Origin of the sequence: Streptomyces sp. NPDC051776, assembly GCF_040681345.1 — a bacterium.
In the GTDB taxonomy this organism is placed as follows: domain Bacteria; phylum Actinomycetota; class Actinomycetes; order Streptomycetales; family Streptomycetaceae; genus Streptomyces.
This window is the reverse complement of sequence record NZ_JBFAYQ010000078.1, coordinates 1-13,267: the sequence shown is the minus strand read 5'-3', so window position 1 is coordinate 13,267 and position 13,267 is coordinate 1. Positions and strand designations below refer to the sequence as shown.

The window sequence follows — 13,267 nt, the reverse complement described above, 5'->3', positions numbered from 1 at the left end:
AAGGTCACCGTTCCCGTGGGCGTCCCGGCACCCGGCGCAACAGGGGCGACCGCAGCAGTGAAAGTGACCGCCTCCCCGAACACCGACGGATCGGGGTCCGAGGTCGCCACGGTGGTCGTCGGGGCCCGGCCGACGGTATGGGTGTCCGTGCCGGTGGACGGGCCGTACTCGGCGTCGCCGCCATAGGCGGCGGTGACGGAGTAACTCCCCGCGGGGAGGGTGCTGTCGGTGACCGTGGCCACACCGTTGGAGTCGAGGGACGCCGTGACGACGTCGCCGCCGAGGTCGAATGTGACCGCGCCTGTCGGAACGCCCGTTGCGGGAGCCACAGGAGAGACCACCGCGGTGAAGGTGACCGACTGCCCGAAGACGGACGGGTCGGGGGACGAGGTGACCGTCGTCGTGGTCGAGGCGCCGGTGACGGTGTGGGTGCCGGTCCCGGTGGACGGGGCGAAGCCGGCATCTCCCTGATAGGCGGCGGTAACGGTGTGCGGCCCGGCCGAGAGTGCGCTGGTCGTGACGGTGGCGACGCCGTTCACCAGCGCGCCGGTGAGAGTCGGGCCACCGCTCACGGTGAAGACGACATCGCCCGTGGGTACTCCGGCGCCCGGCGGTAGGGGTGTCACGGTGGCTTGGAAGGTGACTTCCTGGCCCGGCAGTGAGGGATCGGGCGACGAGGTGACCGTCGTCTCGGTCCCGGCCTGCCCGACGGTATGCGTGTCGGTGCCGGTGGACGGGGTGTGCTTGGCATCCCCGCCGTAATCCGACGTGACCGTGAGGCTTCCGGCGGGGAGCTCGCCGAGAGTGAGAACGGCCATGCCGCCCGCCGTCAGCGGCACCGTGAAGATTCCCGCACCCTCGACGGTGAAGACGACGTCGCCCGTCGGTACTCCCGCGTCCGGTGGTACGGACGTCACGGTGGCGGTGAACGTGACGTCCTGCCCGAAGACCGAGGGGTCCGGCGATGAGGTGACCATCATGGCCGTCGCGGCCTGGCCGACGGTGTGCGTATCGGTACCGAGGGACGAGGCGAACGCGGCGTCACCGCCGTAGACCGCCGTTACCAGGTAGTTGCCCGCGGCGGCGGTGTAGGTGTGCGTGACGACGGCCGTGCCGCCGGACAGTACGGTCGAAGTCGTCGCGCCATCGCCGAAGTCGAAGACCACCGTGCCCGTCGGCACGCCAGAGGCGGGTGCGACCGGCTCCACCGTCGCGTTGAACGTCACCGGCTCCCCCACCGCAGAGGGGTCGGGAGACGAGATGACGGTGATCGTCGTCGAAGCGACCGGCTGAGGCTGAACGGTATGGGCGTCGGTACCCGCGGAGGGAGCGAAGGTGGTGTCGCCGCCGTAAGCGGCGCTGACCGTGTGCGACCCCACGGTCAGCGAGTTCGTCGTCACCGACGCCTGCCCGCCGACCACGGGCGCCGTCAAAGTGGGCCCACCGCTGACGATGAAGGCGACCGTGCCCGTCGGCACACCCGAGCCGGGCGCGACCGGTGCCACCGTCGCGGTGAACGTCACCGGCTCGCCCACCACCGACGGATCCGGCGCGGATGTGACGGTGGTCGTCGTGGAGGCGGTCAGGACCGTCTGGGTGATCGTGCCGGTCGAGGAGGCGAAGACAGCGTCACCGCTGTAAACGGCCGTCACGCCGTGTGGTCCTGCGGTCAGGGCACTGGTGGAGACGGTCGCCCGGCCGGCGACCACGGGTGCGGTCAGCGTGGGGCCGCCGCTGATGGTGAAGGTGACGGTGCCGGTAGGCGCCCCGGTGCCCGGCGCGGCCGGGGTGACGGTGGCGGTGAAGGCGACCGGCTGACCGGTCACCGACGGGTTCGGGTCGGACGTGACGGTGGTGGTGGTAGCGGCTTTTGCGGGCAGGCCCGTGTGGGTGCCCGTACCGACCGAGGGGAAGAAATTGGAGTCGCCGTGGTAGGTGGCGATGACCGTTCGGTTGCCGGGGCCCAGGTCGGTGGTGGAGACGACGGCCCGCCCGTTGACCAGAGGCGCCCTGAGGGTCGGACCGCCGACGACGAAGAAGGTGACGTTGCCGGTGGGCGTACCCGATCCGGGTGCCTCGGCTGTGACCGTTGCGCTCAATGTGACCGGCTGGCCGGGACCTGAAGGGTTCGGTGCGGTGGTGACGGTGGTCTTCGTCAACGCCTGGACGACTGCATGGATGGTGGTGCCCTTCGACGAGGCGAAGTTGGCGTTCCCGCTGTAGGTTGCCGTGATCAGGCGCGGACCTGTGGTCAGAGCGGTGGTGGAGACGCTCGCCTTGCCGGCGACGAGGGGGGCGGTCAGGGTCGGCCCGCCGCTGATGGTGAAGGTGACGGTGCCCGTGGGTGTACCGAGGCCGAGGGGGATGACGGTGGCGGTGAGCCCGACCGTCTGCCCGAAGACAGTGGGATTCGGCGTCGAGGACACGAGAGTGAGGGTGCCTGCCATGTGGCCCTCCGAGAGTGTTACCGAGGTGCCCGCTCCTCACAGGGGTGCACGATCCGTGCTGTGCCGGGGAGCCGGAACCGACGCTGGCTGGTGTGAGATATCGGCAAAGCGCCGCTCCGGGGCAGGCGGTGCGTGGCGGCTTTCCGTCCGGTGATGTCAGTAGGCACGGTCTCGGTGCCTCTACGCCATGGCGCTGACGTACAACCACCCGAACGACGGAGCGCGGAACGGCTCAGTCCGGCGTGCAACTGGCGCACGTCAGGTGGCTTGCACGGGAGTTCCGCGAGCGGGCGCGCAACCTGATTCCAAGTCCGGCCCTTCTCCGACGAATTCGCAGCACGGCGTTTCATCGGCCTTCCCCGCCCATGAATTGGATGTGTCCTGTCCGTCCCCTGCACCTTTCTTGGATCACCCCTAACCGGTGCTCCGCGAATCTGGAGTCACTCCCGGCGCAGAGCAAGCGAGGGGAGCAACCGACCCACAGAGCACTGGAGTTGCGATGTTCCGCAGGACCAGCAAGACCGGCAGGAGGGGCATACGTGCCGCTCTCGTCACCGCCACCGCCCTCGTCAGCACCGCCACAGTGGCCGTCGGGGTCAGCGCGGCCACCTCTGACGGCGACGCCAAGACGTCCTCCAATCCCGCCAAGACCTCCGTCAAGCCCGCCAAGCCCGCCAAGCCCGCCGAGTTGCAGATCGCCGCGCTCTTCGACGACTGGAACGAGGCCCTGCGGAGCGGCGACCCGGACACGGTCGCCGCGCGGTACGCGAAGGATGCGGTGCTGCTGCCCACCGCTTCCCCGACGATCCGCACCGACCGAGCCGGCATCGTCGACTACTTCGAGCACTTCCTGAAGAACAAGCCGAAGGGTGAGAAGGTCCGCAGCGTCATCAATGTCCTCGACAAGGACTCGGCGATCGACGCCGGTCTCTACGACTTCCACCTCACCGACGCGAAGACCGGCGAGCAGAGCACCGTCCGGGCCCGCTACACCTACGAGTACGAGAAGCGGAACGGCACCTGGCTGATCGTCAACCACCACTCCTCGGTGCTGCCGCCCGCAAGCTGATCGCCACGCACAGCCCGCCCCCGGGCGCGTCCCGCAGGGTCACGGTTCCACCGTCGTCCGTCACCAGTTGCTTGACCACGGCGAGACCGAGGCCGGAGCCGGCGCGCCCGGTGAGGCCCCGGCCGCGCCAGAAGCGGTCAAAGGCACGGGACTTCTCGGCATCGGACATGCCGGGTCCCTCGTCGAGCACCGCCAGCTCCACCTCGGCGCCCCGACGCTTCACCCGGACGGTGATCGTCCCACCGTCCGGTGAGATCTCCAGGGCGTTGGACAGTACGTTGTCCAGGACCTGGTCCAGGTGACCGGGGCTGGCCAGCACCGGCAGCCGGCCGTCGGTATCTCCTCTGAGCGTGATGGTGACTCCGCGCTCATCGGCGGCCGGCCGCCATACCGAGAAGCGCTCCTCGATCACGTCCCGGAGCGAGAGCGGCTCCGCCGCCTTCACCTTCGCCTCCGCGCGCGCCAGTACCAGCAGGCCATTGACCAGGCGGCTCATCCGTACCACTTCGGCGGTCGCCTGCTCCACGTCCTCCTTGACCAACTCGTCGTCCACACCGTCCGCGATGTTGTCCAGCGACAGCCGCAGTGCTGTGAGAGGCGTCCTGAGCTGATGGGAGGCGTCCGCCACGAAGATGCGCTGCGCTCCGATCAGGGTGTCGAGGCGTTCCGCACCCTGGTTGAGCGTGCGCGCCAGGGTCTGCGTCTCCTGGGGGCCCGTCACGGGGGAACGGGCCGACAGGTCTCCGTCGCTGAACCTGCTCGCCATGTCGTTGAGTTGCAGCAGGGGACGCGTCAGCCGGCGGGCGGCGATCGCGCCGACACCGGCCGCCGCTCCCAGGACGATGGCGGCCAGCGCCGCCCGGAAACCCCAGATGGTCCACAGCCGGTGAGTGAGACTGCTGGTCGAGTACACGATTCGTACGGCGCCGACGACGGCGCCGTTGTCGTTGTCGCCGTCCGCCGCGCGCTCGTGCGCGGGGACGGTGATCACCAGCTGCGGCCCCCAGATGAAGGAGGAGCCCCAGTCCGTCGTGGATGCGTCGTCCTTCAGTGCACGGGTCAGGGCCGCGTCCTGCTCCGGCCGGGGCAGGTGGGCCGCGCACCTGCTGGTGGCGGTCGCCCGGACCTCGCCGGGCGTCTCGTCGCCATACGCCCTGGCCATCTCCTCCAGTGCCTGGCAGGAGGCGTCGTTGCCGTTGCCCAGCAGCAGCGCCATGGTGGTGGCCTCGCGGGCTACGGACAGCCGGGTGTCGTCCCGCAGTTGGGCCGTGAGCGTGAAGGCCACCGGGACGGTGAACAGACCGATGGCGACCGCTACGAGCAGCACGTAGCTGCGCATGAGCTGGCGGATCATGAGGCGCTGCCGCTCTCGTCGCCGTCCTCGTCGACGATGAGCCGGAAGCCCACCCCCCGTACGGCTTCGATCGTTATCGCACCGGCCAACTTCCGCCGCAGCGCCGCCACATGGACGTCGAGTGTTTTTGTCGGCCCGAACCAGTTGGCGTCCCAGACCGCCTCCATGATCTGTTCGCGCGACATCAACGCGCCAGGCTCTTCGGTGAGGAAGGCGAGCAGGTCGTATTCCTTGGGCGCGAGCGAGACCTCCGCGCCGTCCAGTCGTACACGCGCAGCTTTGCGGTCGATGGTCAGGCGGGGCCCGTAGCGGTCGGGGCCGGTCGCCGGGGCGGAGGGGGGCCGTGGCTGGGTGCGCCGCATCACCGCCCTGATGCGCGCGATGACCTCCCGTACGCCGAAGGGCTTGGAGACGTAGTCGTCGGCGCCCAGCTCCAGGCCGACCACCCGGTCCGTTTCGTCGCTCCGGGCGCTGATCACAATGATCGGCACGTCTCCGCGGCTGCGGAGGGCCTTGCAGATGTCGAGGCCGTCGGCGTCGGGCAGGCCGAGGTCGAGGAGTACCACGTCGTACGGCCCCGCGTAGGCCAGTGCGGCCCCGCCGGTGCCGACCCATTCCACCGCGAAGCCGTATCGCAGCAGTCCGCGCCGGAGCGAATGAGCGACCGGCTCGTCGTCTTCCACCAGAAGTATGTGCACGAAATGCACCCTAACTTTTCACGGGTGAGCGTTTCCTTCAGTCGTCATCCGCCTGCCTCGCACGCCACAGAAAAACGGCCAACACACCAGCCCCATCAGGGACTTCGAGAAGGGTCACCCTGACCGGACGATGTCACCTGACGCGTCAGCCATCGGGCTCCGGGGGGCCGAGCGCGCCATGACGCTGCACGGGGGACGGGTGTCAACCCGTGCCCGGGCAATGGTTTCCCTAGACCTTGCGCCGATCGCCGGGGCGGCTACGGAAACATGCATAGTCTAGGATAGGTATACATTTGTGTCCGCTGGTGGAGTTGAGGGTGCACGACGATCTTGTGATGCCGAGCCTCAAGACCTCTCCCCAGCTGTCCGTGACCTTCATGTCCGCACTCTCGGGAATCGAGGACCGCACCCATGCACAGAGAGCCCTCTACCGCCAGAGGGGCCGCTCTGTGACGTGCGCAAGTGCAGGTGGGTCTTGGTCGGCCTGCTCCAGCAGCCCCCCGACCGAGGGGGCAGGGCTCATTGCGCAACTGAGGGCCGGGGCCGGGTCTTCACGCCAACATGGCCTCTTACCGCCGACCGGACAAGCCGCCAACGGAATCCGCACAGAACATAGTTGCTGACGGGGCTGAGTCCTGGCGAAGGACTTGTTTGATGGTGCGCAGGCGTTGCCATGACCTGATGGCACAGGCCTGATCGACCCGCACCGATCACGCGCCGACCTCGAACCACGACCTGACCGAGCAGTCGACGCGAAACTGCGGCCCATGCCGGCCGAGGTCCCGGGCCACGCATTTCAGTCGGGTCCGGCACGGCAAGGCTTTCCCGTTCGGCCCACGGCAGAGATTCCCGGGCTCACAGCGGGATGGAGCAAACGGCCGCCCGATCCGGACTCCGAAAGAACCGTTTCACCGGTCGACCGGTCATGCACCTGTTCACGTCCACGAGTCGGGTTTGCCGTCAGACGGTCGACCGGGGTCATGGGAGTCCGGAGGCCTTTCCTTCTCCGTCCCTTCAAAAACTGTTCGTGGCACCGAAGCACACTGGGCGCCCGCCCCGGCAGCTTTCGGTCGCATGCCACGCCACCACCGATCCACAGATTTCCGACCGAGAACCAGCGTCTCAAATTCAAGAAAGTGCATGTGACCATGTTTTCACCCCCCACAATGCCGGATGGCGACAAGTTGCGAGTTGCAGACGCCGAGGAGCCTGCACCCAGGCGAATACTGCTCCTCCTCGCGATCCTTCCTGTTGCGCAGTTCTGTGTCCTCGTTGCGATTGCAGAGACTTTGGTGACGCTTGGACTGCTGCCCGATCCGGCCCTTGTGTGCGGACTTCTCGTGGGAGGGGTTGGCATTCTGGTCGGAGCGGGCCACAGAGCAAGCAGAGTTTCCGCGGAACTGACGGCTCAGCAGGCCAGACGGAGTGAACGAACCGAGAAGGACCTGGCGCGCCTTTCCGCACGGGTCGAACAAGGCCGCGAAGAGGTTAATTGGGCACTGAACCGAGTAAGAAAGGGGGAAGTGAGCCAACCCTCCGACGTATCCGCTCCCCTGGGTGAGGAAGGTCCCGCCCTCGACGTGCATACGGAACTGGCCCGCGCCCAGAAGGAAGCACAGGAGGCCGTCTTCGCAGCAGCGGCAGCAGCACAACTGCTGACAGATGAAACGGATGAGCAGCAGACACAGCTGGCCCTGGCGATAGTCGCACGTTTGCGCAGATTGGTGGACCTTTCCACCGAGGCGATCAGCGATGCGGAACGCGATGTCGAGGATCCCGACCTGCTTGCCGCGCTGTTCACGATTGACCACTTGACCATGCAGACACGTCGCGCGGTAGAGAGTCTCGCGATACTCGGTGGCGACCTCCCCGACCGTGAACTGGAGCCAATACCAGTGGCTTTGGTTCTGCGAAAGGCCGTTGCGGAGATCGAGTCCTATTCGCGGGTGCGCGTCGTGATGCCGGATCGCAATACTGAGCTGCATGGATTCGCCGGTCCAGTCGTGGTGCACCTGCTCGCCGAACTTCTGGACAACGCAACACGCTTTTCCCCGGCCAGCAGTGACGTCGTGGTGCGTGCGACGCCTGTACCGGCGGGGGTGGCCATCGAGGTGGAGGACCGCGGCCAACCGATGCCGTCCGAACGACTGCATGCAATGAACCGCCTGTTGGCTTCACCGGAATCGGTGGACCTGCAAGAACACATACACGAAGGCCACATCGGCCTGGTACTCGTTGCTCGGCTCGCGGCACGTCATCGCATACGTGTCACCCTGCGGCACAACTTTCTTGGCGGTACTCAGGCAATCGCCGTACTACCGACCCCGCTCCTGTCCCATCCTGGCCGCCCGGAGAGCCCGACTGCAGATGGCCCGTCACGGAGACTGCCCGCAAAGCGCACCACTGCCCCCCTCAAGACGGAAAAGACCTCTCCGGCGAGTCCGGTCACGCTGCAGGAGCGCCCCGACGTTGCAACCGCTCGCAAAGCCGTCGCAGCAGAATCGCCGTCTTCCACCGGAGCCGCCCGACCTGGGCAGGTCTCACCTGCTTCGACCGTTGCCGTCCGTGTCACCAGCTCCGTGAAACCGCTCTGGCAGGCACAAGCCGAAGGCCACGCCGACCACGCCTCGCCGGATCAACGCCCTTGACACACCCATCAGCAAGTGACAGCGGACAATTGAACTGAGATGAATAGACCAAAAAGCGGCCCGGCCTGGACCCGTGCCGGACACAGACTTCGGCCTTACTTGCTCACCGGGGGAAGAACGCGCCCACAACACGTCTTGCAGCGCGACTCCTTCCTGATAGCCCGCTCGGGCCACGGGGGACGCGTTTTCATGCCGGAAATTGAGCAAGTACTTCTGCTGTGCAGTGGTGCACCACGCTCGGTTGCTGAGCTGTCCGAAATACTCGACCAACCTGTCCAGGTGGCGAAAATACTGGCCGCCGACCTTGTCGAGGCGGGAGCCCTGGCGGTTACGGATTCCACCGTGCATCCGCCCTCCGACCGCCACTTGTTGGGAGCAATTCTCGCCGGATTGCGCCGTCTCGAATGACTTCCCTGCGGCGTGAGCCCACGCCGCATCGTGGAAGGGCAGGCAGTTGGCGGTCTCATCCATCGAGTTGCTGAGACCGCTACTGCTCGAGCCTGATGAGTGATCGCCGAGCTGCGGTACAAGTTGGTGAGTTCTTTCTCAACGGCGCGGCAGCCGAGCCGAATTGCGGAGCCGTTCCGGGGGGGCCTCGGCGGATCCTGCTCAAGTGCCCTGACCGGGCACGGATGCGAGCAGCTCTCCGATGGAGTCGTGATGGATCCGGTGGGGCGGAATCCCGATCCCGGCCAAGGTGTCGAAGCCGTTGCGGACCATTCCGGGCGGTCCGGAAAGGTAGACGTCATAGGTATCCCAGAGGCCGAACCGTCCCACAACCTCCGGAAGCAGGCCTCTCAGGGCCCCGGCAGGCGTGGGCCCCTCGGCGACGACGGTGCGGAGGCGGAGCCACGGGTGAGCGTGCTCCAGCCGCAGCCAGGTGTCCCAGTCGTACAGCGCGTGGCCACTGCGGGCGCCGTAGAAGACATCGACCGCGCGCTTGCGGCCGTGCTCGACGATGTCCTCGACGAGCGCCTTGATGGGTGCGATCCCGGTGCCGCCGCCCAGGCACAGCAGGCCGTTGTCGGTGTCATGGTCCACGGTCATCGATCCGAGGGGCGGACCGAGGCGGATGATGTCGCCCGGACGAGCATGGTGGACAAGGGCGTTGGAGACCCAGCCGGCCGGGAGCGCCTTGACGTGGAAGGAGAGCAGCCCGTCGGGGCGGGGCGCGGAGGCGAAGGAGTAGTGGCGCCAGACACGCGGCCACCACGGCGTCTCCAGCATCGTGTACTGCCCCGCTCGGAAAGGGTAGGGCCGGTTCGGCCGCACGGTGATGACCGCGATGTCGGAGGTACGCAGCTCGTGGGAGACGACCTCGGCCTCCCACCAGGCGGGAGCCTTGGCCTCGTCCGCCGCCGCGGAGTCGATCATGATCTGAGACATCGCGGTGTAGGCGCGCACCCAGGCAGCCTCGGTCTCCGCGTCCCAGCTCGATGTGGCATAGCGCTCGAGCGCGAGGATCAGGCACTCGCCGACGGCCGGGTAGTGGTCGGACACCGTGCCGTACTTGCGGTGGCCGCGGCCGAGGCCCACGAGGTACTCGGTGAGGGTTTCCGCATCGTCGACGTGCTCGGCGGCGGTGAGCAGCGCCCGGAGCAGGCGGTCACGCTGGGTGTCCATGGCGGCGGGGAAGAGTCCGCGCACCTCGGGGTGGCGGACGAAGAGCAACGCGTAGAAGTACGAGATGACCTTGTCCGCGATGGGCCCGATCTCGGCCAAGGTGCGGCGGATGAGGATCGCGTCCGGCGAGGGGGATGCGGAGTCGGCGCCGGAGGTGCTCTGCGCCGGGACGTCGGCCGCTTCCGCGCCGGGACCGGTGCCGTCGGGGGGTGGTGCGGGGGTGGTGGTGGCGTCGGGTGCCGCGCTGCGGTCCCACCCGGCGTCGAAGGGTGGCGGGTTCTGCTGGGCGCCGCTCTGCGCTGCGATCGGGGTTGAGTAGGGGCCGGCGGCTTGCACATTCTGCTCCGGCCAGGCCTCGGCCCCGGAGAACGCGGAGGGAGCGGGCTGCGCCGAGTGCGAGCCCTCGTGGGCCCGCCACTGGGGGACGGAACGGTGTTCGTCAGTCCACTGCCGACCAGGGGTCGCACCCTGTGCACGGTGGTGCGTCGGCTTCGGGTGGCGGTCCGGGCCGGGCGTGCCCGCCGGCCATATCGCCCCCACTGGACGGCTGGGTTGCCGGTCTTCTCCCAGCCCCTGTTTCCCGCCCTCGGGGGCCATCCGCCTCCTGCGCGGTGGCGGGGTGAACCAGCCCCATTCGCGCAATGCACCACTCCCCCGGCGCTTGATCAAGTTTCTTAGCACTGTGCATCAACCTCAGCAGAACCACATGAAGGGGACAGAAGCCTCGTGCGGCGATATGCACCGCGAGATCCGTTCCGTGCAGCTTGCCACTCCCGACCCCAATAATGCGACTCCAGTCACACATGACGATATGCCGCATTACCCTTGGTTATGCATCAAGTCCCGCATGCCTCGCGCAGACTCCTCCCGGGTACGCATACGGCGACCCCCCGAGTACGCATACGAGGCGAGCCCACTGACGTGGTCACCGCCACGACCCGCCTGGGGAATTGATGCGCTCCCCGGGGCCATTTCGTGATCGCGCGGGTGAACTGCGTTACACGTGACGCTCATCCCTCCCCCTCCGGGAAATTGGTGATCGGCGCAGCGTGCAGGCGCCGGATATCCCTGCCCATGGAACAGTGGAGGGCAAGAGGTGATACGGGCTGAGCGGCGCATACCACGGTGCATGCCGACGAGAAGGTGGACACGATGAGTCACCTCGTAGTGGCGGGTATCGACGGGTCGGAATGCAGCCTGGCAGCAGCGGATTGGGCCGCGCGGGAAGCCGCGCTCCGTGACGTTCCGCTGCGCCTCGTACACGCCTCACCACCGCTTCCGGGCATCGTCGTCCCCGTCGCGGCGGCGGACACGTGGCATGAGATCGGTGAGCGGATGCTCCAGCATGCGGTCGCCGATCTCACCGACCGGTACCCGGACATCGAGGTACGGGGCGAGCAGATCACCGGCACCCCCGCCGAGACACTCCTCGCGGCGGCACCCCGGCACGGGCTCCTTGTCGTCGGCGCACGGGGGTCAGGCGGATTCGGCGCTCTCGCGGTCGGCTCAGTGGCCCTGCGGGTCGGGGCAGCGGCTCACTGCCCTGTCGTGATGGTCCCCAAGCAACATGCCGACGCCGACGAGGAAGAGATTCCCGCGAACGGCGATGCCGGCCAGTTGGTGCTGGGCTTCGCCGCGCATCACCCGGTGAATGAGACGGCGGACTTCGCGTTCTCGGCCGCCCAGGCGCGCGGTGCCCGGCTGCGTGTCGTGCACGCGTGGGCGCTGCCTGCCGACTGCGTGTCCCCGCGGATGCTGGCTGTGACCGAGGAGGACCGCGCCGAATGGGAGGACCAGGAGGTCCTGCAGCTCACCGACGCCCTGAGCGCTTGGCGGGAGAAGTACTACCCCGAGGTGACGGTCCGGACCGACGTCGTCCTGCTCCACCCTGCGGAGGCGCTCTTGAACACGTCTCGGGGAGCGGACCTGCTCGTCGTGGGCCGCCGGACCGATCCGCTGTCGGCCGAGGGCGGACTGGGGCCGGTCGCCCACGCCGTACTGCACCACACCCGCTGCCCAGTGGCGGTCGTACCGCACGCCGACTGACTGCGGTCCGTACACCTCGCGGTTCAGCCGAAGAACACATCGAACTCGTCGTACAGAGACGGATCGACCGTCTTCGTCCTTCCCTCGGCATCGGCGAGGGGGACGCGAATGATCTCGGTGCCGCGCAGGGCGACCATCACGCCGAAGTCCCCGTCCTTGACCGCATCGACAGCGTGCAGGCCGAAACGCGTGGCCAGCCACCGGTCGTATGCGCTCGGGGTCCCGCCGCGCTGAATGTGACCGAGGACCGTGGTGCGGGCGTCCTCGCCCGTGCGTTCCGCGATCTCCCGGGCCAGCCACTCGCCGATACCGGAGAGTCGCACATGGCCGAACTCGTCCACCTCCCGGTCCTTGAGGACCATTTGCCCCTCTCGCGGGACCGCGCCCTCAGCCACCACGACGATCGGCGCATAGTTGATCTTGAAGCGGCTCTCCACCCACTCACAGACCTGGTCGATGTCGAAGGGCTGCTCCGGAATGAGGATCGCGTTGGCGCCGCCCGCGACGCCCGCGTGCAGAGCGATCCACCCGGCATGCCGTCCCATCACCTCCACCACGAGTGCCCGCATGTGCGACTCGGCAGTGGTATGGAGCCGGTCGATGGCCTCGGTCGCGATGCCCACGGCGGTATCGAAACCGAAGGTGCAGTCGGTGCCGTACACGTCGTTGTCGATGGTCTTCGGCACGCCCACCAGCTTGGTCCCCTGACGGCTCAGCTCGGCGGCCACACCGAGTGTGTCCTCGCCGCCGATCACGACCAGTGCGTCCACGTTGTGCGCGGCGAGGGTGTTCTGCACGCGTCGCACCCCATCCTCGTGCTTGGTCGGGTTCGTGCGGGAGGAGCCGAGGATCGTTCCGCCGCGTGGCAGGATTCCTCGCACGCTGGGGACGTCCAACGGCACGACCTTGCCCTGGAGCGCACCGAGCCAGCCGTCCCTCAAACCGACGAAGTCGAAGGCGTACTCCTGGACGCCCTTGCGGACGACACTGCGAATCACGGCGTTGAGGCCGGGGCAGTCACCGCCGCCGGTCAGTACTCCAACCCTCATGGCCTCCTCCCTTCCGCTGGTCACCCCACATGGTCGATGACCAGCTGCCGACCGGAGTCAGAGCCGGGACCGCCGGCGCTTCCGGGCGATCAAGAACGCCTTTGGGACATCAGTCCCTCTCCCCACCCTCCCTCATTCGATGGGCAGTGCCCACTTCACTGCCGGGTGTCCTGGCCTGGCGGGGAAGGAGCCGGGCGGGCTGTTCGGTCCCGCAGCCGTCCGGCGCGCCGCCCCGCCCCCGGCGGCCGCCGGGGGCATGAATCGAAGTCTCTTTTAATTGAGCCACATCGATCTCTTCAGTAGTATTGACGAGTTGATCTTTCAAGGTGTGAT

At 67.7% G+C, this 13,267-nt stretch carries 10 protein-coding genes; 4 read left to right on the top strand and 6 right to left on the bottom strand.

Annotation, left to right across the window (positions count from 1 at the left end):
• Positions 1 to 2,447, bottom strand: a 2,447-nt coding sequence (locus AB0M26_RS30025) for an Ig-like domain-containing protein (protein ID WP_365265916.1), incomplete at its 3' end; no start/stop codon positions are given.
• A gap of 499 nt (positions 2,448 to 2,946) precedes the next feature.
• On the opposite strand from AB0M26_RS30025, the gene AB0M26_RS30020 reads away from it, so the two are divergent.
• Positions 2,947 to 3,516 (top strand): SgcJ/EcaC family oxidoreductase, encoded by a 570-nt coding sequence (locus AB0M26_RS30020; RefSeq protein ID WP_365265914.1) that lies wholly within the window; start codon positions 2,947 to 2,949, stop codon positions 3,514 to 3,516.
• On the opposite strand, the gene AB0M26_RS30015 is transcribed toward AB0M26_RS30020, so the two are convergent.
• Positions 3,479 to 4,870: a HAMP domain-containing sensor histidine kinase gene (locus tag AB0M26_RS30015; protein ID WP_365265912.1), complete on the bottom strand. Its 1,392-nt coding sequence runs from the start codon at positions 4,868 to 4,870 to the stop codon at positions 3,479 to 3,481. The two genes, AB0M26_RS30020 and AB0M26_RS30015, sit on opposite strands and share 38 nt — an antisense overlap.
• A complete protein-coding gene (locus tag AB0M26_RS30010) occupies positions 4,867 to 5,568 on the bottom strand; it encodes a response regulator transcription factor (RefSeq protein ID WP_365265910.1) in 702 nt (233 codons plus the stop codon). The genes AB0M26_RS30015 and AB0M26_RS30010 overlap by 4 nt, the downstream gene beginning before the upstream one ends.
• 1,136 nt (positions 5,569 to 6,704) lie before the next feature.
• Here AB0M26_RS30010 and AB0M26_RS30005 point away from each other — a divergent pair.
• Together AB0M26_RS30005 and AB0M26_RS30000 are read left to right on the top strand one after the other, a co-directional pair.
• On the top strand, positions 6,705 to 8,216 hold the full coding sequence (locus AB0M26_RS30005; RefSeq protein WP_365265908.1) for an ATP-binding protein: 1,512 nt from the start codon (positions 6,705 to 6,707) through the stop codon (positions 8,214 to 8,216).
• Between the two features lie 39 nt (positions 8,217 to 8,255).
• On the top strand, positions 8,256 to 8,624 hold the full coding sequence (locus tag AB0M26_RS30000) for a DUF742 domain-containing protein (protein WP_365265906.1): 369 nt from the start codon (positions 8,256 to 8,258) through the stop codon (positions 8,622 to 8,624).
• 201 nt (positions 8,625 to 8,825) lie between these two features.
• Here AB0M26_RS30000 and AB0M26_RS29995 read toward each other — a convergent pair whose 3' ends face one another.
• Complete coding sequence (locus AB0M26_RS29995) at positions 8,826 to 10,436, bottom strand: globin domain-containing protein (RefSeq protein WP_365265904.1); 1,611 nt, start codon at positions 10,434 to 10,436, stop codon at positions 8,826 to 8,828.
• 555 nt (positions 10,437 to 10,991) lie between these two features.
• Here AB0M26_RS29995 and AB0M26_RS29990 point away from each other — a divergent pair.
• A complete protein-coding gene (locus AB0M26_RS29990; protein WP_365265902.1) occupies positions 10,992 to 11,885 on the top strand; it encodes a universal stress protein in 894 nt (297 codons plus the stop codon).
• Positions 11,886 to 11,908: 23 nt separating this feature from the next.
• Here the strand turns inward: AB0M26_RS29990 and AB0M26_RS29985 are convergent, their stop codons facing one another.
• Together AB0M26_RS29985 and AB0M26_RS29980 are read right to left on the bottom strand one after the other, a co-directional pair.
• Complete coding sequence (locus AB0M26_RS29985; protein WP_365265900.1) at positions 11,909 to 12,934, bottom strand: 6-phosphofructokinase; 1,026 nt, start codon at positions 12,932 to 12,934, stop codon at positions 11,909 to 11,911.
• A gap of 109 nt (positions 12,935 to 13,043) precedes the next feature.
• A partial coding sequence (locus AB0M26_RS29980) for a hypothetical protein (RefSeq protein WP_365265898.1) occupies positions 13,044 to 13,267 on the bottom strand: 224 nt, incomplete at its 5' end.